Origin of the sequence: Paenibacillus cellulositrophicus (genome assembly GCF_009363095.1) — a bacterium.
In the GTDB taxonomy this organism is placed as follows: Bacteria; Bacillota; Bacilli; order Paenibacillales; family Paenibacillaceae; genus Paenibacillus_AQ; species Paenibacillus_AQ favisporus.
Window position 1 is genome coordinate 2,675,466 of record NZ_CP045295.1, and the last position, 20,299, is coordinate 2,695,764.

The 20,299-nt window shown below is 41.2% G+C and carries 17 protein-coding genes; 5 read left to right on the plus strand and 12 right to left on the minus strand.

Going from position 1 to position 20,299, the window contains the following annotated elements; translation table 11 throughout:
• The 3 genes from GCU45_RS12050 to GCU45_RS12060 form a co-directional block, all read right to left on the minus strand.
• Positions 1 to 2,070 carry a DEAD/DEAH box helicase gene (locus tag GCU45_RS12050; protein WP_152399120.1) on the minus strand — a complete coding sequence of 690 codons (2,070 nt, stop codon included), beginning with the start codon at positions 2,068 to 2,070 and terminating at the stop codon, positions 1 to 3.
• Complete coding sequence (locus GCU45_RS12055; RefSeq protein WP_152399121.1) at positions 2,067 to 4,829, minus strand: class I SAM-dependent DNA methyltransferase; 2,763 nt, start codon at positions 4,827 to 4,829, stop codon at positions 2,067 to 2,069. Before GCU45_RS12055 ends, GCU45_RS12050 begins: the two co-directional genes overlap by 4 nt.
• A gap of 234 nt (positions 4,830 to 5,063) precedes the next feature.
• Positions 5,064 to 5,684, minus strand: coding sequence for a recombinase family protein (locus tag GCU45_RS12060; RefSeq protein ID WP_152399122.1), 621 nt, complete (start codon positions 5,682 to 5,684; stop codon positions 5,064 to 5,066).
• A gap of 458 nt (positions 5,685 to 6,142) precedes the next feature.
• Between GCU45_RS12060 and GCU45_RS12065 the strand changes: the two genes are divergently transcribed.
• Positions 6,143 to 6,583 carry a hypothetical protein gene (locus GCU45_RS12065; RefSeq protein WP_152399123.1) on the plus strand — a complete coding sequence of 147 codons (441 nt, stop codon included), beginning with the start codon at positions 6,143 to 6,145 and terminating at the stop codon, positions 6,581 to 6,583.
• Positions 6,584 to 6,636: 53 nt separating this feature from the next.
• Here the strand turns inward: GCU45_RS12065 and GCU45_RS12070 are convergent, their stop codons facing one another.
• Positions 6,637 to 7,740 (minus strand): WG repeat-containing protein, encoded by a 1,104-nt coding sequence (locus GCU45_RS12070; protein WP_244364532.1) that lies wholly within the window; start codon positions 7,738 to 7,740, stop codon positions 6,637 to 6,639.
• Between the two features lie 1,077 nt (positions 7,741 to 8,817).
• Here GCU45_RS12070 and GCU45_RS34015 point away from each other — a divergent pair.
• Together GCU45_RS34015 and GCU45_RS12080 are read left to right on the plus strand one after the other, a co-directional pair.
• Complete coding sequence (locus tag GCU45_RS34015) at positions 8,818 to 9,630, plus strand: hypothetical protein (protein WP_208837118.1); 813 nt, start codon at positions 8,818 to 8,820, stop codon at positions 9,628 to 9,630.
• A 74-nt stretch (positions 9,631 to 9,704) separates the two neighbouring features.
• Positions 9,705 to 10,772 (plus strand): hypothetical protein, encoded by a 1,068-nt coding sequence (locus GCU45_RS12080; protein ID WP_152399124.1) that lies wholly within the window; start codon positions 9,705 to 9,707, stop codon positions 10,770 to 10,772.
• 164 nt (positions 10,773 to 10,936) lie between these two features.
• Here the strand turns inward: GCU45_RS12080 and GCU45_RS12085 are convergent, their stop codons facing one another.
• Genes GCU45_RS12085 through GCU45_RS12095 form a run of 3 tightly spaced genes read right to left on the minus strand, consistent with a single transcriptional unit; the run spans position 10,937 to position 11,968 of the window.
• Complete coding sequence (locus tag GCU45_RS12085) at positions 10,937 to 11,191, minus strand: helix-turn-helix domain-containing protein (RefSeq protein WP_167527124.1); 255 nt, start codon at positions 11,189 to 11,191, stop codon at positions 10,937 to 10,939.
• Positions 11,181 to 11,372 carry a YvrJ family protein gene (locus GCU45_RS12090; RefSeq protein WP_425281277.1) on the minus strand — a complete coding sequence of 64 codons (192 nt, stop codon included), beginning with the start codon at positions 11,370 to 11,372 and terminating at the stop codon, positions 11,181 to 11,183. The genes GCU45_RS12085 and GCU45_RS12090 overlap by 11 nt, the downstream gene beginning before the upstream one ends.
• Positions 11,369 to 11,968, minus strand: a complete 600-nt coding sequence (locus tag GCU45_RS12095; protein WP_152399127.1) for a sigma-70 RNA polymerase sigma factor region 4 domain-containing protein — start codon at positions 11,966 to 11,968, stop codon at positions 11,369 to 11,371. Before GCU45_RS12095 ends, GCU45_RS12090 begins: the two co-directional genes overlap by 4 nt.
• 321 nt (positions 11,969 to 12,289) lie before the next feature.
• On the opposite strand from GCU45_RS12095, the gene GCU45_RS12100 reads away from it, so the two are divergent.
• Positions 12,290 to 12,775, plus strand: a complete 486-nt coding sequence (locus GCU45_RS12100) for a L,D-transpeptidase family protein (RefSeq protein ID WP_152399128.1) — start codon at positions 12,290 to 12,292, stop codon at positions 12,773 to 12,775.
• A gap of 57 nt (positions 12,776 to 12,832) precedes the next feature.
• Here GCU45_RS12100 and GCU45_RS12105 read toward each other — a convergent pair whose 3' ends face one another.
• A complete protein-coding gene (locus tag GCU45_RS12105) occupies positions 12,833 to 13,732 on the minus strand; it encodes a hypothetical protein (RefSeq protein ID WP_152399129.1) in 900 nt (299 codons plus the stop codon).
• A 750-nt stretch (positions 13,733 to 14,482) separates the two neighbouring features.
• Here GCU45_RS12105 and GCU45_RS12115 point away from each other — a divergent pair.
• On the plus strand, positions 14,483 to 15,301 hold the full coding sequence (locus tag GCU45_RS12115; RefSeq protein WP_208837119.1) for a PDDEXK family nuclease: 819 nt from the start codon (positions 14,483 to 14,485) through the stop codon (positions 15,299 to 15,301).
• A 198-nt stretch (positions 15,302 to 15,499) separates the two neighbouring features.
• Here GCU45_RS12115 and GCU45_RS12120 read toward each other — a convergent pair whose 3' ends face one another.
• From GCU45_RS12120 to GCU45_RS12135, 4 genes are all read right to left on the minus strand, one after another.
• Complete coding sequence (locus tag GCU45_RS12120; protein ID WP_152399131.1) at positions 15,500 to 16,828, minus strand: DUF4365 domain-containing protein; 1,329 nt, start codon at positions 16,826 to 16,828, stop codon at positions 15,500 to 15,502.
• A 39-nt stretch (positions 16,829 to 16,867) separates the two neighbouring features.
• Positions 16,868 to 17,104 (minus strand): HNH endonuclease, encoded by a 237-nt coding sequence (locus GCU45_RS34555; RefSeq protein ID WP_152399132.1) that lies wholly within the window; start codon positions 17,102 to 17,104, stop codon positions 16,868 to 16,870.
• Complete coding sequence (locus GCU45_RS12130; RefSeq protein ID WP_152399133.1) at positions 17,014 to 17,637, minus strand: hypothetical protein; 624 nt, start codon at positions 17,635 to 17,637, stop codon at positions 17,014 to 17,016. The genes GCU45_RS34555 and GCU45_RS12130 overlap by 91 nt, the downstream gene beginning before the upstream one ends.
• Positions 17,638 to 18,639: 1,002 nt before the next feature.
• Positions 18,640 to 20,295 (minus strand): ADP-ribosylglycohydrolase family protein, encoded by a 1,656-nt coding sequence (locus GCU45_RS12135; protein WP_152399134.1) that lies wholly within the window; start codon positions 20,293 to 20,295, stop codon positions 18,640 to 18,642.
• Positions 20,296 to 20,299: the final 4 nt, after the last annotated feature.

The following is a 20,299-nucleotide window of genomic DNA, read 5'->3' on the forward strand; positions in this document are numbered from 1 at the left end:
TTATTTCCCCTCCGCAGCCTTCTGCTGGGCACGATAGCGCCTAAAAGCGGCGATCCCTTCCGCCATACGCTTCTCCCAGGGATCTTGCGCATTGATATCCGGTAATCGGCCGCGTTGTTCCTTGAATTTCAATGCCCGTTCAGCAAGTGCCTTGGCCTCCTCGTAGGGAATGCTCACACGCTTAGACGCAATAACAGCAGCGACTTGTTTCAGGCTGTCCTCGCTTACTGATTTGGCGAAGATCGCGTATGCCTCACTGAATGGATTGATGCGGTCGATAAGATCAATGTCTAGTTCACGAACGTCGGCGAATTTGCGCACCCCATCGATGAGAGCCGTGTTTGCGGCTGGTTCACTCCCCTTCTCCGTGACGTCGGTCACCGTTTGCTTGGCCTGTTGCGTCAGATTAAGGGCAGCGATGGCGTGCTGGCGAACCGCTTCCTGATCCTCCTCATCAAGATCTGGGTACTTTTCCTTGATGATTTTGCCCATCCGAACTTGGGTCAGCTCCTCCGGCACCATTTCATCGTCAAACAGGCCGCGTTCAATGGCGATCTTGTCCTGAACGAAGGTCGCGATCACTTCGTTCAGATCCTCTCGACATATGCGTGCAGCTTCCTCGCTCCGAGGCTCGGAGAGGCCTTTGATTTCGATCTGCAGCTGCCCTGTTTCATGATTAAATCCCACATTGCACTTTTCCGGGTCGTAACCGCCCTCGCCATAGTCGAACCCTTGTACCGGACCGCTTGCCGGAATCTTCGACTTGAATTCAAAGCGCGGTGCAAGAACCTGCTCCATCAGCAAACTGGCAGCAATAGCCTTCAACGTGTCGTTCACGGCCTCGGTAACGGCCTGCTCGGAGGCGTCAAGCTCGGCAATCAGGTTGGAGAATCGAGCGCGGGTTTTTCCTGGCGCGTCGCGGGTCGCACGACCGATAATTTGCACAATCTCCGTAAGACTCGCCCGGTAGCCAACTGTCAGCGCATGCTCGCACCAGATCCAGTCAAAGCCTTCCTTCGCCATACCGAGGGCAATGATGATATCGACATGATCGCGGTTATTTTTCTGCGCAGGATCTTTCAGCGCGGCGGACACCTTGTCCCGTTTCATTGGATCATCGTCCACTAGGTCGGCGATCCGGAGGACGCGGCCACCTGACGTCTTGACGAGTTGGAAGCCGGTCACCGGATCGATCCCTTGCCACTCACCCAGCTCTTCAATAATGTGTTCGACCTCCCTGATCTTGTCCTTCGTACTCTCGCGCGAATTGACGTTCGGGATATGGATGATCGTTTTTTCATCCGGGTCGAGCACCTTCAAAATATCATCAGTATATGGGCTTTTGTAGAAGAAGTAGCCAATGTCGAGCTGCTTCAAGTACTCGTAACCATTGAGCTGCTCATAATACGTGTAGGTGACCGTATCGAATTTCGACTCGTCTTGCGGAGCCAGCACGGGCTCTGCATCGCCGCGGAAGTAGGAACCGGTCATCGCCACGATATGCACGCGATCACGGGCGATGAATTGCCCCAGATGCAGGCCAAGTTTGTTATCCGGATTGGCCGAAACGTGATGGAACTCGTCCACCGCGATTAGTCTGTTGTCGAACGCCTCCACCCCGAACTGATCGATGGCGAACCGGAAGGTCGCATGCGTGCAGATCAATATTTCATCCGTGCTTTTCAGAAAGGCGCCAACCGATTTCACCTTGCCGCCATTGTCCGATCCGGGCGCGTTACATAGGTTCCATTTTGGCTCCACCTTCCAGTCCGCCCAGAAACCAAACTGACTCAGTGGTTCGTCATTGAAGCTTGACCCGATGGACTTCTCCGGCACCACAATGATCGCCTGATTGAGCCCTTGATTGTGCAGCTTGTCCAGAGCAATAAACATCAGCGCCCGGCTCTTGCCAGAGGCCGGAGGTGATTTGATAAGCAGGTACTGCTCGCCGCGGCGCTCATAGGCGCGTTCCTGCATCGGTCGCATGCCCAGCGCATTGGCTTTGGTCGAACTTCCATTCCGGGCATAAGACACCGAGACGGAGGGGATGGATTTACTTTCGGTGGTCATGCATGTGCCCCCTTCTTACTCTTCTTGGTCAATTTCGTTGATGCTGTCATCTTGGTGTAGAGATCAAACAGCTTTTCAAGCCGCTCGGTGTCATTACGAAAACGACGTCCGATATAGATGCGCTCCAGTACTTCATCATTGCGTTCATGCGCCTCACGTAAATTGGATGGCATGTTTTCAGGATCGTACAGATCTGCAATTGTCGCGGGGAAGTGTGCCTCACGCGCCAGTAAAATATCCTCGGCACAACGGGTCAGATCAGCCTTGTTCTTCTCAGTCAACGTTGGAACAGGGAACGTGTTCCAACCAAGTGTGTTTGAATAGCGAAAGTCGGTTTTTAGCTTTCCACAGACAGTTGCCACCCACACCAAATGAAGGCGAGAGGCGATCAAGGCCATGTTCCAGAGTGGAGCATCGTATAAGGCAAATGCGAGATTACTAACGATTGTCCTCGCCGATACGATTCCCACCGGAAGATACTCGCGCCTCTCCGAAGAAACGCTTGGGACAATAATAGAATAATCAGCGGCCCGTCCTTGGATTTGTCTGAATCTATGAGGTCTGTCTGCGTATGCTCGTGTGGACGCTGCGGCACTAGCGACTCTCATCGCGCGGACAGCAGCCAAACGTTCGGCGACGAATATTGATTTAAACGCCTCATCGACGTCAGTATCCTCGATCCAAATACATTTTCTGATTGTTCCCTTCACGAATTCCTGAGAGCCAACAAAATCAAATATGAATTTAGACAGAAACGGCTCACGGTTTAACGCCTCGTTAGCCTCAGACATGGATAGGATCAGGTTACCCCCGTCTGAAGGCTTGTTTCCCCACAACATCGCATCTCTCGCTGGGGGCTTGCTTGAAGCTGCCTCTACTATTACATTCCTGCCTGACACCAAATAGGCGTTGATGTATTCGGTTTCCTTAACAATCGCACCTCCGTCGTCTCCGACAGTGAACAACCGTCGAACCCTTCCCGGATGCTTGGAGATACCGACAATCACCACGGTCACACCAGCATTATGACTCGCGAGATTCGTCCATTTGAAAGAGGTATGTGCGAATGCGATCTCATTCCCTGTTTCGAAGATCAATGGCCATAAAATTGGCACCTGTTCGCCTTGGCAGATTGAATTAGTAGAAACGAATGCAAAAGCAGAATTGGTTTGATTTCCATAGTCGACAGCCTTTATGAACCAACCAGCAATGTAGTCGAGGGACTTCCAGCTTTTTGTCCGCCCCTCGAAAAGGGCTTGTAAGTCGGATTTCTGCTCTGAAGACTGCCAAGTAAATCCGAGGTATGGCGGATTGCTACAGATGTAGGTCTCCCCACCTTCATTTTTGAAGTCACTCTCCACCTGGTCAATCGGCGTGTGAATCGTACTTATTCCGGTCGGAGGACAGACACTAAGCCAATCTAACTGTAGAGCATTTCCGCAGGTAATCCAGTTGTCACCAGATAGCGGCAAAAAATCGGCAAGAGCAAGTGTTGACCCACGATAAAGCACATCGCATTGGTATTCAGCAATAATGAGAGCGAGACGTGCAATCTCAGCTGAAAAGTCCCGTATCTCAATACCAAGGAAGTTGGTCAAGGGGATATCACTCTCACGTCCGACTTCTCCCCGACGCTCGTTGATGGCATTTTCAATCTCCCGCATCTGCTTATAAGCAATGACCAAAAAGTTACCTGAGCCGCAGGCCGGGTCGAAAACTCGTATTTTTGATATTCGTTTGCGTAGGTTAAGCAGCATACGATGGTTATCACCCGCTGCTTCAAGCTGTGCTCGCAAATCATCAAGAAACAGTGGGTTGAGCACTTTTAGAATATTGGGCACGCTCGTGTAGTGCATACCGAGTGCGCCACGTTCCTCATCGTCCGTAACAGCCTGAATCATCGAACCAAAGATATCCGGGTTGATTTTCGTCCAGTCCAGTCTTCCAATATGCAGCAAATAGGAACGCGAGATTTTGCTGAACTTTGGCACCTCTACACTGCCTGAGAAGAGACCACCGTTCACGTAAGGAAACACGTCAGCCCAGCGCGGTAATTTTACATTTTCTCGGTCAATAATTTTTGTGTTCATGGCGCGAAAAATTTCACGAATCACTTCATGCGTATTCGAGGCATCAGGCGTGCTCATCCGCTCGATCGTATCGGTGAACAGACGTTCTCCGCTGAAGATGCCCGTATCTTCGGCAAAGAAGCAAAAGATGAGCCGCGCCATGAAATGGTTCATCTCAGAGCGGCGTTCGGCAGTTCCCCATTGTGGATTATTTTTCAACAGTTCGACATAAAGCCGGTTCAATCGCCCCGTTGCCTTAATGTCGAATGAACTGTCGCGTATTTGTTTGACAGTCGTAATTCCGGCAAGCGGCAAGAAAAAGCCAAAGTGATCTGGGAAATCCTTAAAATCACAGATAACTGGCGGATCATCAGACTCCAGATCCTCGGCTTCAAATTGCAATCCGTCCGTAGCAAGAATATAGCGCGCCTTGTATCTGGCTGTTGCCCGGCTTGTTTTCAATGCCGCGAAAGTCCTGTTAACCTCGCCGGATGGAGCGACGGCAATATGAATGTTGTTCGTCTGCAGGACGCCCCCAAGATCGGATTTATTCGATTCACCCGACCGAAGGCGCTTAATTGTTGTCTCTTTGTTCCCGAACGCCCGCAGGAAGGCAAATGGGAATTCATCCTTATCAAAAGGTTGAATTGCCAAATCGGATACTGCTGCTTCTATTTCTACTGGATTCATAGGTGGTATATATCCTCCCGGTTTACTGCATTTTATTGAGTTTTTACACCATTCGAAAGCCACTCCATAAAACTATAACACAGCGCGGGTTCTTTCCCGCTCTCTTTTTCATCAGGCAGAACGTCATCAAAAATTGATAGTCTGCAATCCTAAGAATGCCCCAATTTTAGTGTAACTGTCACCTGCCGAAAAACGCAACTGCGCTTCTGCCGATAGGCCTCGTAGATCCGTTGTTTAATACGAGACCTGGCTGCCCTTTTTCTCCAATTCCTTCACACGCCGGTAAAATGTCGGCTTCGTCATGCCAATCCGCCGCATCGCCTCGGTGGCGGTCACCTGGCCCGCTTTCCACTCCTGGTATACTTCCATGAATTTATTGTCAATCTCCTGCCTGGGCCGGCCGAAGGTCACACCGTCCGCACGAGCCACCTGGATCCCCTCCGCCTGGCGCACCCGGTTCTTCTTCCGTTCCTGCTCAGCCACATAGGCCAGCATGCTTAAAAACTGGTCTTCCAGCAACTTGCCCAAGTCGCCCATCGTCTTGAATTTCCGAGAATCGAACAGCGTCTCGTTTTCCAGACAGATAACGTCTGCTCCGACCTCCCGCGTGAAATACTTCCACTCAGCAATAATGCCGTCATAATCACGGCCCAGCCGGTCCAGCGCATCCAGATAAATCAAGTCGCCCTCTCGGATCATGAGTCGCATTGCCTGGTAGCGCGGCCGTTCGAAATCCTTACCGCTCTGCTTATCGACAAAGATGAACCGTTCCTCGATGCCCAGCTCGCGGAACTTTACAAGCTGTCGTTCCGGATTTTGATCTTTGGCCGAAACACGGCCGTATGCAAATTTCACTCAACCATCACTCCGTATCAAAATACCCATTGATTTAGTGGAACGTCTCTAAACTTATTTTATGGCATTTTGATACGCAATAATAGCCCCTGTTTCTACCGCCTCAAAAAGCATGCTTTTTGACACTACATTAAGTATGCTAGATTTCTGTCGAGGTGTCGGGTAATTGTTGGGTTTACCGAAATTCCCTAATCACTATTAATTGGTATTACGGTAGAAATTCAAGAAATTCAATGGCCAAGATTTTTTTAGCACAGGGATTAATATGTTGATGATCCATCAAATTGGGTAACGGATAAAATTTTTAGAGTGAGTCGTTTAAATTAGGTTGTTTTTTCTCTTAGGAGATTCACTTTACTAATCAAGAGTCAATCGATGCAGCCATCACGAATGTAGGGCCATTCAAATGGTATGCGCCTCTATCGACTGCTCAATTAGTTACTTAGGGGGAAATAAAAATGGCAAGAAGTGCAAGCGCTTATTCAACTACTATCGATGGCTTTAAAGTTGAAACCAACAGTAAATACCAACCAACTGGTTCTACTACGTACTGCAATATCTTTGCACAGGACGTAATGAAGGCCATGTCCGCCGCTTTGCCAAGTGGTACGGCAAATCAAATGGCAGATGCATTGCTCAATAATGGAACACCTGGTTGGTATTCGGTTACATTTAGTGACGCCCAAAGCAGGGCAAATCAAGGGTATCCGACTATCGGTATCCGAAAGGCGGATGGCCATGGTCATTGTGTAGTCGTAAGACCAAAAGGTTCTTCTATTACGCAGTTGCGTGATGTTCAAATTGCGCAAGCTGGATCTACTAATTATAACAATACTACAATTAACTGGTCTTGGACTGCTGCAGACCTGCCAACAGTAAAGTTTTACACGCATGATTAAAAGAAACAAGGTGTGGGATCAACCCCACACCCTGTTCTTTTTTATTGTCTAAATTATTGGCTTGGTTTAGTTAATATAAATGCTGTCCCTGGTGCTTTATAAGCAACTGCTAAACCATTCGAACTAAATGAAGATGACTCAGATCTATATTCAAGCTTAGTTACCAGTGTACCATTTTGATTTATGAAACCAAATTTCCCTGTAGCATTATCTCCTATGCCAACCAATGCATAACCTTGTTTGAAGATCGACCCTCTATTATATTGCTGATATTTAATTATCAGTTTTCCTTGTTTATTTATATAACCCACTTTCCCTTTGCTGTTATAGACGGCAGCCAATCCTTCACTAAAATGTCCTGCAGAGGAAAAGCGAAAGGGTATAACTACTTTTCCAGTTTTGTCAACATACCCCCATTCGCCGTTTTTGTTCTGAACTGGGGCTAGCCCTTCATTAAAATCACCACCAGATTTAAACTGAAAAGGTATCACAACTTTACCAGAAGTATTAATGTAGCCTGATTTCCCATTTTCATTTTGAACTAATGCTAGTTCTTCTGAAAAGTCACGACCTTCATTGTATTTAAATGGTATAACCAACTTATTTATTTTATTAATATAACCTACTTTCCCGGTTTTTGATTGATACGCTAAAGATAAACCATTATTAAAAGAATAGCTGGAGTCATATTTCGTGGGGAGTTCCATAATAATCTTACCAAATCGATCTATTAGATAATCTGAGTCATTCAGTTTTACATGAGCAACTCCTTCAGTAAAATATCCTGCCTCTTGATATTGAAGTGGTGTTACCAAAACGCCTTTTGTATTAATGTACCCGAAGAGATTTGTTTTATTGTTTTTTACTATTGCTCTTTGCTCAGAAAAATCACTGACAGGTACTACTCCTGAAGCTAAATTAAAGGCAATATCTCCTTTTGAATTATAAAAGATAACTTTCCCATCGGATTTTTCTGATAACAGTAATCCATCATGGAATCCGCCGTCACTTAAAGGTTTCACGATATTAAAATCGATTGGTTTTTTGGATACATTAATTGTCAAGGCTTTTGATGCGAATGAACTATTGGATGAAATGAAAAAGGACGTACAAACAACGATCAACAAAAAAACTAACTGTTTTTTAATAAGACTCACTCCTCTTTAATTTTAATCGGACTTTTTTCATACCTTTCCTTATGATTTAAATTATAGGTATGCAACGTGATTTCATGCACAAATGGCCATTGTTTCAGGACCCTTAAAGAGCCGATGAAACAGCAGCCTTCAACTCAAAACGCCAAAGAGAAATCACATAATAAATAACGCTTTAAAAGCTAAATTGTTTGTAGTTCATTTTTTTCTTTTGGCATCCATATTTTAAACTGTCGTTTGAGACATGGTTGACATTTCCTTCCTTGGTGTCTTTTCCTTTGCTTATGGTTTGATAACTCACACACTGTTTATCCTCCCCGTACTCGTTGCTCGGTTATTATGGAATTGAAAGGTCATCCAGGAATCATCGGGTGTAAGCTCGCGAACTTCCGGCTATGTTACTCCGCGATTCCGTATACATAATAAAAGGACTTTCTTCTTGTCCATTTTTGTCTAGTCTATTATCGACCAACTAGTTCTACTTAATCCACCCTACGGAGTCAAGACAAATAATTTTATTTTGAAAATTGCTGTTACCTTTATATGGAAGAATGCGTCTAATAGTTAACTAATAAATGCTTGAATCAATTTCCGTAAAAATATACGCGACACGAGGAGAATATACTTGGCTTCAGGAACACACCGGTTTTGCTACCAAATATTTATGTAGGGATTCCCAAAAACTGGAGGTGTCTTCATCATTATAAAACCAACCATCATGACAGGGGTATATTTAAATTTTGGCCTTGGGCGGAGGTTGCTTTATTTCTCGACCTCATAATTTAACATTAATGCCAGAGAGCACCCATGTTAATCCGATGCCCTCTCGAAAATTTAGAACACGTGAAATTTTCAACGTTTGGACAACCACTACCCGGTTCCATTAGGATATCAGATGTTCCAAAAGGGGGGGTCTTTCTGTCCAAAAATCAGCAATTAAGCGATTACTGCCTGATTCTAATAGCATATGTATCCCCCTATCAAACACTTGGCACCGATACATTTCAAAGTTCTTTACAAAATATGGATTTGAGGTATATACTTTATTTGTAATACATACAAAATTTTAGGAGGTAGTTTATGAGTAAGAGAATTATTAATTGCTTAGGTAGAGTGGCTACTGTTGTATTAGTTGGTTCACAAATTTTTGCAAGCCCCATCAGTACATTTGCTGAGCAAAACAGTTCTATCCCAGATCGAATGCTTGCAGGCACTGTTATTCAGTATGATGAAAACAATAATCCAGTATATTTAGAAGAAGGATCCCCATTACCCACCGAAAAGCCTAAAAATACCGTTTCCCGCAGAATTCTAACTCCTGAGGAGCAAGCAGCTCTTGATAAAGAAAATAAAATGGTGGAGGAAATTCTGGAGGAGGCAAAGTCTCTGCCTGTCATCCATATTGATAATCCGAAACCACAGCCCGGAATGAAAGTAATTTACGATGGAGAAGGATATCTTAAAGACATCATTTATCCGGAAGATCAAACAACTGTTGGAGTTCAGAGTGCACTTCCACAAGGCACCAGAAAGGCTCCAGGGACATATACATATGGTGCTCATAATAACTCGATTGTCATTACTGGAACAAGTACAGGTAAAGTGCAAGGAACAGGCCGCGGCACTAACTTTACCGACACATACGGAGATCATGGTAACTACGTCCTGAAAAAGGGTGATTGTGCAACAAAAGGTGAAATTGATAACCCGCGGTATGATACATTAATTTCTGTACGAAACTTGGATAATGATTACGTTTACAGTTTTCAAAAGGAAGATAACGGTAGTCTGCCAGATGCCGTAGTCGATATATGGAAAGATGGCCTTTCATATTTAGGGCTGACCTATAGCCCGTCTGTTTCCTTCTCAGGAAGATACTTTTACCAGTTTTAAAATCTGATAATAAAATAAAAATGGATAGGATGTTAACGTCCTATCCATTTTTATAGTAGAGGAAGCGATTTGTTTTGAGAAAAAAACACGCAGAAGTTAGAATCATAACTTCCTTTTTATTTCTATTATTGTGTACAATGATCTTCACTTCTTGCTCAAGCCCTCCAGATACAGGGCGTAGTACAGCTGCAAAGCCTGTTCAAGAAAATAACGCGGAGCAGATGGATTCTCCTTACTTATCAATTACCTATACACAATATGTAAACGGTAAGGATACAAATGATGGGATGGTCATGCGATCTATGATTTACGACACTCATACGAAAGAAATCAAGAAATTAGGAGACATACCTTATACATCCCAATCTCCCCTATCCGTAGTTTCAAGAAGTGAAAACAAATTATACTACTCAGCAGATGTGGGTGGGAATGGTGACCAGTTATTCTCTTATGATTTAAACACTAAGAAAGAAAGCCAATTAACTAAAAATCTGTTTGCTATTAATTATATTGTCCCCATTAATCCCAAGGGTTCACTTGTATTGGCGGCTGCAATAAAACCGGGAGGGAATTTAAAGACTATCTTTCTTGATAAAAATAAGGGCTCCATGGAAGTGTTGCATGATAAGGATACGGATACTAATACATGGTGTGTAGCCTATAACCACAAAAAAAAATCAATCTACACGGCAGAATACTCAAAGGAGGCCCAGTTCCAAGCACGCGAGCTTGCTTGGAAACAAAAAAAGGTATTGGTTCCCCCAGATTATACTATTAAAGAAATCAATACAAACACCCTACAAGAAAGAATAGTTATTCGATTAAAACATGAACAAGTGATTTCCCTTTCGAGCAGTGATGATCAATTGTTTATCGTTACGTCTCCCTATTATAATAATGGGCACATTGAGTACAGTCTGGTGGATATTCAATCCGGAAAACGAACTAAATTGAAGCTACCCATCCTTACAGGTAGTTCTGCTGCTATTACCCAAGACCAGCAAGGCTTATTTTATCTTGGTGGTCCAACAGATAAAGATCAAAGAGGTATTTACTTGTTCGACTTTAAAACCCAAAAATCCGTACCTGTATTCAATCAGGCCGATGGATTTATTAATGAATTCTCCTTAATTGGTAACTAAAGGACACTTTAATGAGAAAAGACCTTACAAGCTTACGAGACCAGTCGTCGGAATTCAAACGGCGATTGGTTATTTTTATTTTGCTACTACACTTACACCTATGAGTCATAAAGGAAAAGGATGGCCTTCTTTTGAAAAATAAAAAACAGCCTCCTCAGGCTGTTTTAATTTTCACTTTCATAAATGTCATTTAATTGTTGGCAAAAACCTGTGAAGTCCAGTGTATTTACTAAGTCAAAAGACATAATTTTCTTGATGATGATTTCAATTATGTTTTGTTCTAAGTCCTCCTGGCGATCATCTTTTATCTTTCGTCGAGCACTGCGAATGGCCGGCAGAAAAGATCTAATTATCTCATACAGGGCCTCTTTGTCGCCCTGTTGCGCGCATAACACTAAGTCAAATAGTTCACTTTTCATGGCTTCCCTCATTTGATCTATTATTAATAACTTCTGTAAGCTTTGTGATTGTTTCCGTTAAAATTTCTAGTTTTCTTTCAAAGCGAGTTAGTAAGTATCCGGTAAGAACTATAGGAAACCCTACCTGACTGATTGCTGTAAGCAAATATGTAAGAGGTGAAGAATTATCCACTCGATTCACCGCCCTTCCCGTAAAGCAACTCGTAGTCTTTTTAATGCGAGGTTCCTGGTCTTGCAAACTGCTTGTGGTGAAACCCCCATCACCTTAGCTATTTCATGGTCTTTATAGCAAAGAGAATATCCCAGAGTTGTTATTATCTTCTGTTTATGAGATAAATCCGAAAATGCATTTACTAAATCTTCGTTGGTGAAAGTTGATTGGAAGTAACCAGGGTCCGAGGTGATTGGTTCTGGATGAGTAGAAGTATGGTTAAATAAAAGAAGCTCCCCTAATGTACTGTTCCCTTCGTCAGATGTAGGCCGATCAAAGATGAGTTGATAACGATAGTCATATTTCCTATAAATTCTCATTTGATCAATAGTATAAAAATTTATTGTCTGCACTAAAAATTTTACAAACCGAATCCTAAAAAAATACTTTCGGAACTTCTCCTCAAGTTCATTGAGACTATCCATATTTCCATCCACTGCTTCGAGTAACAATAGCACGTTTTCCTCTTCCTGAAAAAATCCCTTTACAACTCGATTTGAAAAGATATTTTGCTTGGAATGACAATAATCCAAAAACCGCTTCTGCTGATCAACAGATAACCTCATCGAAATCCCCCTCTTCTATTTACCAAAACTCTTATAAATAAAGTGTTATGTGTATTAAAAAAAACAACCAAAACGAACAAATGTTCCGGTTTTTTTCAAAAAAAATAATTTCTCCACAAAAAGGGATTATTTCACATACATAAAATGTTTCGATTTCAACTGTGTATAGCTATCAAAAGTTTTTTCGAAAGGTTGATATTTTTTGTTGATCTTTCACTTTACTAATATGATTCAGAAAAAACGGCAGCGGTTGAGATGAGGGCTCACCCGTTACCCTTCCCTCTGATCTGATTCATAATAAATTGTTTGGAGGCGTTAAACATGAGTTACAATTACCATATCGTTGCGAACTTTCCATCTAATCGGAATTACAAGGGTACTCTGAAAATGTATAATGCATCAGGTTCTTTGGTTTTTGGGCCTGTTGATGCTCTCGGTCGGGGTTCGAATAGAGACGAGAATAACGGCGACCACACACAGTGGAAACTTAAATATGCCGATATTCCAACCGGTGAATATGAGACCACAGTGGTAGGGCCAAACACACCTGAATCGACTTACGGACCATATAAACGAGTGTGGTTAAATCATGCACTTAATGGCAACGCTAAAATTGCCGAGGCTAATGGTCGGAACGAAATTATGATCCACGGTGGCGATCCAGACGATAATCCGAGTAATACTTGGTATCCTCTCCATCCAACATTGGGATGCATCCGTCTTTCCAATAGCAATCAATATACATTGATTAATGCTATTGCTGCCGCAGGTAGCGGTACAGGTTTGATTACAATAAATAATATTTAATTAAAAGAGAGGCATTAAAACCCCCATCAGGGTCTTAATGCCTCTCTTTTAAGATAATTATTTTTCAATAATGGTTGGGCCGTAATCCTTTAGGCTTGAAAGTTCATTTCGGGAAATGGGCACGATTTCTTTAACTGTTTGATTTTGAATATCTAATCTGTATAGTTTATAAACATCAGATGGCTGTTCGCTAATAATATCAAGAGAGTCGCCATTCTTATTCCACAGAAGGAAAGCGGTTGAAATATATTTTGTATCTGTTATCGTAAAGGAAAATTGCTTATTGGCAGTGCTGTATAGAGCGATGTTACTACTTGGATTTTCATACGCTAAAGCAATTGTTTCACTATTTGGTGACCAACTGTATGGATGAATATACTGTATACGTTTTTTTCCGGATAATTCTAACTCACTATTTAAATTGACACTCTCTCCATTATTTAAATTTATCAACACAACAGTAGATCCGGAGTCAAAGCTGACAGCTAAATAATTTTGATTTGGGGACAGTGATATTGAATCTATTTGTGAAGGATTTTGACTAAGTTTTAAATCATAGGACTTATCAGCCTTTTTTATCTTTATCGAGCTTAAATTATGAGCTTCAGGCCCCGCCTGCTTGGCCTTTGTCTTTTTAGCCGTTAAACTCACATCTTGGTTTTTCCATTCAAATTGATCTTTATTATTATCAACGGATGATGAAGAATTGAACTGGTTTTTAAAATAGTTTGACAATTTAAATTGATCCTTCGTATTGGATTTATCTCCTTTTTCACCTTCGATTGGATTCTGCTGCGTACCGGAGTCGTCTGGTTTAGTGTCATCCTGATCCTTATTTTGACCAACATTCGTGTTGATTTCCGTGTTTTTTGAACTTTCAACGGGTTCCGTATTATTTTTGGAGCATCCGGAAAGAACCATGGTTAATAAAATAATTATTATTGAGAACTGCTTCATGTATTTCACTCCTTATCAATTAATTTCAGAAGAGCAAGATTAGTTACGAAAACTCCAGTCTAAAATCCTTTGCATGGATATAGCCAAGGTTGATTTCCTTAACGCGTCAGGACCGCCTTGATTCCTCACCCAGGTTGTTTATTTCTAAACTAAACAACGCCAAAAGCATCCAATAAGTTACACTATTTTCTGAAATTGTTTTACATTGGATTTATTTCTGGTTCATTGCCCTTACATAGCCCCTTCTTATAAAACATTCTTAGGACGAAATAATTACTTAGATGTAACTACGTTAAGAGGCAGATCCAAGATCAATGTAGAGTTCGCACATCATGTCCACCAGCTGTAAGATCTGGCCAGTTTCCTGGGCCAAATCCCATTCGGTAAAGAAGTATCCTGTCAAAAAAGAGGAGGTCAAACTCAAGCAAGATCCATTTTTATCGGGCTGCCGCACTGTGATCATTGGAGGAAAAGTGTGGACATAATTAAATATATCCAGCCCTCCCAAAGTAAAACGAATGCGATCATCACAAAAATAGGGATAAGCCATCCTCCCAGTTTTTCACCATTACTCAATATGTAAAACTGTTAAAAAAGAGAAGGCATTCTGCTTACCTCTATCTGGATATCGTGCTATATCAATTTGTCCTAATAATTACCTCTCACACACTGGTAGAATATTCATACACCAGTATAATGGAGCTAGAAGGTAGAATGGTAATTTCCCTCTCAAGTTAAGGAAGTGAACTTATGAGTAATACTATATTCCATTATCCGCCTGAGCTACTCAATTTGCTTGTAGATACAATTCCACTTTTGAATCGATCAAAGAAAGGCGTTATTTTGTTTTTTAAAGGTGCTGGGGTAAAAGACGATTTAATGATTGATTTGGCAAAAAAAGTTAAGTTCAGCCCATTGGAAATTAACAAATACGAAATAGCTCAAACAATATTGACTAGACTGAATGAACAAGGTGAAAAGTTATTAAGAGAACGACGCGAAGTTTTAAAAAGGGTCGTTGAGTTCGAGAGCTTTGAAGCTTGTTGGGATTCCGATCGCTTAAAAGCCAAAGCACTTGTTTATGAAATAAGGCAAGTTGTTAATGTGAAGGATACTTTCACACGAATGAAAAATGAAAAGGAAAAGGTTGAACAGAAAAGCCGAGAAGAGTATTTAAAAAAGGTTGAAGCTGCAAATAAACTTGCACAGGCAAAGACAGAATTTTATGAAGAAATAAGCAAAATGTACTTCATGAAAGATCGTCAAAAGAGAGGCAAATTATTTGAAGATGTACTAAATAGACTATTTAAGGCATTTGGCATATTAGTTAAAGATGCCTTTACACTTTCTGGTGATGACAATGAGGGAATAATTGAACAGATTGACGGAGTAATTGAACTTGATGCTCAATTGTACCTTGTTGAAATGAAATGGTGGGGGGAAGCGGTTGGAAGAGATGAAATTGCTAATCATTTATCCAGAATTTTCATACGCGGCGAAGCAAGGGGATTTTCATTTCCGTCAATGGCTACACTTCCCCTGCAATCAAATTGTCTCAGGACGCTTTGAATAAAGCTTTTATCATCCTTTGCGATCTTAACGAAATTTTAAATATGCTTTCATCCGGTGGGGACTTAAAACATCTATCTAAGCAGAAAATTAAGAAAGCCATTATTGAAAAAAATCCTTTCTCGCCTTATAACCCCGATAGTGAATAACGTAAGTCCCGCTTGCTAAAGCGGGACTTTTAAGTAGCCTGTCAGTAATTTACTCGGCATCGTCTTTTGTCAAGGCATTAGTCTCGATCCTTCCAAAAACTTCCGAATATTCTCCCTCGTAAAATTGTTCGAATATAATAACGAATATTCCTTCAGGATCTCGCTTGAGATATGTCTCATTGGCTTCTTCCCTAATAATAACAAACGGTTTTGAACTAGCTAATATTTTTTTCCCAAGGTTGATTCCCCAATGGATTTCCGCATCTATTACTGGCACGTTTATCCTTAGGGCGTCATTCACATCGATCTCGTGAGATGGGTAGGGGAGCCTTAATCCATCCATAGCCGCTAACACATAGCCTGATTGTGTAATCGTAACAAGCTGTTCGACATATTTTAACTCACTTGCAGTCAACTCTGTCACCGACAAAGGTAGTTTTTCATTGATTCGCCGTTCGAGGTCTACAACCGTTTTTGTAAACTTAATGCTTTGCTCTATATTTTCAAGTTTCTCATCAAGTTGAACTGCACCTGAAGCCCAAAAATCAGAATGATTATCGGCTAGATAGAACACGCCCCCTTTTTTTAATTGGGCCAAACATTTGAAGTATATCATGTTTTGAAATGCATTTTCTCTGCTCATCGGCGACATTTTGATCTGAACAGTTGGAGTTAAGTCAGGTGAAAGAAGAACATCCACTTGGACTGAAACCGTCTCTTCAAATTCGTGTATGTTTGCCATGACGAATATGAAGGATCCGTCTTCTTTTTTTGTTCTCGTGATCACGCTCATCTTAATGTTGGACAAGATAGGAGAATAGGAGGCATCCAATAAATTCATGCGTAAGAATGTATTGCCTCGCTGCGCGTCGAGCAATTGCTGGAGCATATTTTTGTGTTTACGATTTTCCTTCGCGATTACTTCCCAATGTTTTAGATAGTCTTTGTTGGTTCGGTCGAAGCAGCGTTCATCACTTAAATGAATGCGCACGCTCGTTTTATTTGATGCGTAACTGGATTCCCTAATCCATTCCTTCGTAACGTGGAACCAGTAGATATTTTCATTTACTGTGTCCACCAAAAGGGCAAGGGTAGGTTCCGATGCTACCTGATCACAATAGGCCAAATACTCGACATCAAGGTCAAATACCTTATTATGATCATCAGGCAATTTTTTTATCTGAATATCAAATTTCCCTATTAGTTCACCATTCACACTTAGTAAATCAATTGTTCCATCCGTATTGGGCCACTTATCAACGGTTGCAATTTGTGCAATTGCTCTTCTGTGTTTACCAAGTAGATAAAGCGCAAATCCTACTGACTCAATATCTCTAAAATTATTTAGTGGATGGGCAGCCGGTAAGTGATGGTACAAAGAATTCCCCTCCTATGTCTTGATCCATTATTAATAGCATTATGAATGCTTGGTTCTATTTCTTTCCACCAACTCGGTTAGCTTCTCGATCGTAAGGGGATCACTCCTCTTATGATGAACCATTCGGTGACAATTGGCGCATAAAACTGCAATATCCTCTTTCGGATCAACGTAGTGCTCTTCCATTACACTAAACAATGGTCTGAGGTGGTGTATTTCGATAAACCCCTTACCATGAGCCCCATAATACTTTTCGAAATTAAACTTGCATCCCATGCATGTGTACCATGGAGAAGAATCGCTGCTTTTTTTATTTTTGGATCACGTTCGTACTTATTAACAACAATTGACTTACCTAAACCTTCTTTATACAAAACTTCCTCATCACTAACCATAACTTCGTAAGCCGGGTCATTATCGATGAAACGCTTAACAATCTCACTGTTTGGCTTATAAAGCCATCCCAAACCAGTCTCCGAGGTTTTCCTTGAAATTTTGTACCCAAATGATTCAGCGAAAATCAATAATTTATTGAGAAGCTCAATGTATTCATTATTAAAAACAGGATCGAAATATGCTCTTAGAATTCTTTGGGTTTGTCCTCCGTCACCCCATCCACTATAGTTCTCGTGAGTAGTATCCTGATAGCCAATGAACTTACTAGGGGCGAAAATCTCTAATCGAGGATGATAATACCAGTGAGAAAACATAGCAAATCGTTTTGTCGCCATACTATGGGTCTGTAGTCCTCTATAGAACTCAATCATATTATGCTCTATGTACTCCCATTTCCACTCTTGAATAGACACACTACACCTCCTCAGCTTGCTGTTTTTTCCATCTTTGAACTTCGAGGCTTCCTCATATTTGCTCGTCAGATCATCACATCAAGTACCTTTCGACAGAGGCTATAACATTTATCCGCTCAACTTCTTGCTCTCCCTTTCTTCACCAGTAAACCTAGATCATAGCTTGGGTTTTCTATAGCAATTCCCCAATCTTCAAAATTAGGGGTCTATTTGTGTGCAACAGCTGTTGCTCGAGCGAGCTCTTATTCAACTCTAGGAGTATAAAATTGTGTCCAGCGCCTGTTTTAAGAAATTTTTAGATATTGTAGACACTTTATCCCCTTTCATTTTTCCGCATTATTATATGGTTCCTATATAAGGAAAATACATAGAGGATTAATTTTAGGTTGATTTTCAAAATATTGGATGGTATAATAATGTTGTCCGAAAGCATCGGCAGAAAAGACCTTAAAGAGGAAGCACCTTCTTTGAGGTCTTTTCTATTTGCACAGTGGACTACACATTCCAGCATTGTAGCAGAGCTTTTCTTGGTTGGTTATCAAGAAGAGATTATTCTATCGTAAGCAAACAATTGAAGTATTTAAGTTATTCAAATATAGCTCAAGGCCTGCAGGAGGTCAAAACTAAAAAAAAGTGACTTTATATTGCAATCCCATACTAGAGGGAGACTATCACCATCTATTAAATAAGTTGCAATTACACGTCTTATCTTAAGATTATTTAATGATATGATCGTTAACGTATAAAGTAATGGGAAGAGAAGCTTATGAACGGAAGCAGAAAAATTTGCTAAGCGCATAATCTCAGTCTCTACACAATTGATATTAGAATGTTTCGAACTTTCAATGAACTATCCAATATCAGCTCAGAAATAATGAATGATACCATTCTAGTATCTACAAATAAGCTGGAAATGTAAATGACACCTGGAACAACCTTCTATATAATATTAATACCAAAATAAACACCGCCTTCATAGAACCGAGGACGGTGTTTCCGCCATTATTTTAATTGTCTAGAAAATACAAAGTCTATTAATTGTTTTATTTGCTCTTCACTGATACCCTTCTGGCTGTAATTCTTACAAATATTAGTTAAATCCCCTTGGATATCTGTGCTGCTATGTTTCTGGTTAATGTATTCTAGTAACTCTACTAATAGGCTAAGTAGTTTCCTGCCATACATCTTTGAAGGAACTATTTTAGCCAAATCATTCAATTCCTCAACTGATAATTCAACTTTTCTTTCATTTAAAGACTTGGAGGACTCAGTGTATAGAGGAGTATCTTTGCTTTTCACTTCACCTGGATTAGTCTCTTTTTTACCATTTTTAGATATCAACTTAATGTATAATGTTTGTCCCTCATCTGTAATAAGCTTATAAGTCGTCGCCTTAATATTCTTCACATTTACTTTATGTCTTATTACCTCAGATAACTTTACTAAAGAGAATGGCCCAATCTGCATAGATTCACCTATTTTTAACCTCGTGAGATGCTCCTTAGCACGTTTATTATCTGAATAAGCCCACAATTTTTGCTTGGATTCAATAAAGTTATCCAATCTAAAAGAACTAACCAAATTACGAACGTAATCATAATCCTGAACAAGCAACCATTCAGGGACTATCCATTCTGTACCATGTAGTGTACCAAATAAACTACCCACCATCGAAGCATTCGTATCTGAATCAGAATCACGCAGAAACGCGGTTTCAAGGATACCAGACACTGGGTCAGATGCATATTTTGAAGCCATATATATAGCTACAAGTGTTGCTACTGTACCAGCCCCTCTTGTATCTCTATCAAAACAATTAAGCTTAGTAAGTGTTTCTGTACCAGTGTCCAGTATTCCTCGTTTTAAAGCAGAGTTTATAATAAAGAGGCCATTTAGTAACTCATCAAGCGTTTCACTCCACATTTGGCCGTAGTTATTCTCTGTTGAAATTTTTGCAGATTCTATCCAATCATCCATATTATTGAGGATAGGTTGTATCCCCCATTTATTTCTGTTTTCAATTAGATAAGTAATCAACTCACCATAACCAAGAGTCCCTTCTTTATGCATAAGATAATTAGCCGCATAGGCAAACATAATGGCACTCAATAATGCTCGTGGATGCCCATGAGTCGATATCCCGTTCAAAAACACTTGATTAACAATCTCATCCATACTGCCCTGAGAGAAAATTACGTGTGGAAGAATTCGCATTGCAACCCCATTACCACCTGCCTGAAAGTATTTCTTGACATTAAGTAAACCTTGCTTTTCGATATTCCAAGGCATACTCCCGTTACTCCAAGCTTCGGCTGCTCGTTTTGTTGCTCCTCCTCCACCTCTTTGATAAAGGGGCCAGGATGGCAACTCTATTTTTACAAAATGTGAATACCAGTTTTTGTACTTAAGACTTCGAGCAGTGGCAAAAGTTAATTGAGTATCATCACTATAAGAACCTGCACTTACCTCTTCTTCATGGGAGTAGTATCTCCCGCCAGCCTTTCTAACCCATTTTTGAAAATGGATTTGCGCTTTACTTAGTGAACCAAGTTTAGAACTTCTATCTTCTTGTGGCCATCCTAAAGAATCTCCAATAACGGCACCAAGCAAGGAGCCGAATTGTTTATCAACCATGTGAACCATTTGCTGTTCAGGCATTTAA

Bases quoted from the DNA above. Each gene is read 5' to 3' on its own strand.
- GCU45_RS12050 (WP_152399120.1), bottom strand. From the start codon at position 2,070: ATGACCACCGAAAGTAAATCCATCCCCTCCGTCTCGGTGTCTTATGCC.
- GCU45_RS12055 (WP_152399121.1), bottom strand. From the start codon at position 4,829: ATGAATCCAGTAGAAATAGAAGCAGCAGTATCCGATTTGGCAATTCAA.
- GCU45_RS12065 (WP_152399123.1), top strand. From the start codon at position 6,143: ATGGCAAGAAGTGCAAGCGCTTATTCAACTACTATCGATGGCTTTAAA.
- GCU45_RS34015 (WP_208837118.1), top strand. From the start codon at position 8,818: ATGAGTAAGAGAATTATTAATTGCTTAGGTAGAGTGGCTACTGTTGTA.
- GCU45_RS12085 (WP_167527124.1), bottom strand. From the start codon at position 11,191: ATGAAAAGTGAACTATTTGACTTAGTGTTATGCGCGCAACAGGGCGAC.
- GCU45_RS12095 (WP_152399127.1), bottom strand. From the start codon at position 11,968: ATGAGGTTATCTGTTGATCAGCAGAAGCGGTTTTTGGATTATTGTCAT.
- GCU45_RS12100 (WP_152399128.1), top strand. From the start codon at position 12,290: ATGAGTTACAATTACCATATCGTTGCGAACTTTCCATCTAATCGGAAT.
- GCU45_RS12105 (WP_152399129.1), bottom strand. From the start codon at position 13,732: ATGAAGCAGTTCTCAATAATAATTATTTTATTAACCATGGTTCTTTCC.
- GCU45_RS12115 (WP_208837119.1), top strand. From the start codon at position 14,483: ATGAGTAATACTATATTCCATTATCCGCCTGAGCTACTCAATTTGCTT.
- GCU45_RS34555 (WP_152399132.1), bottom strand. From the start codon at position 17,104: ATGGGATGCAAGTTTAATTTCGAAAAGTATTATGGGGCTCATGGTAAG.
- GCU45_RS12135 (WP_152399134.1), bottom strand. From the start codon at position 20,295: ATGCCTGAACAGCAAATGGTTCACATGGTTGATAAACAATTCGGCTCC.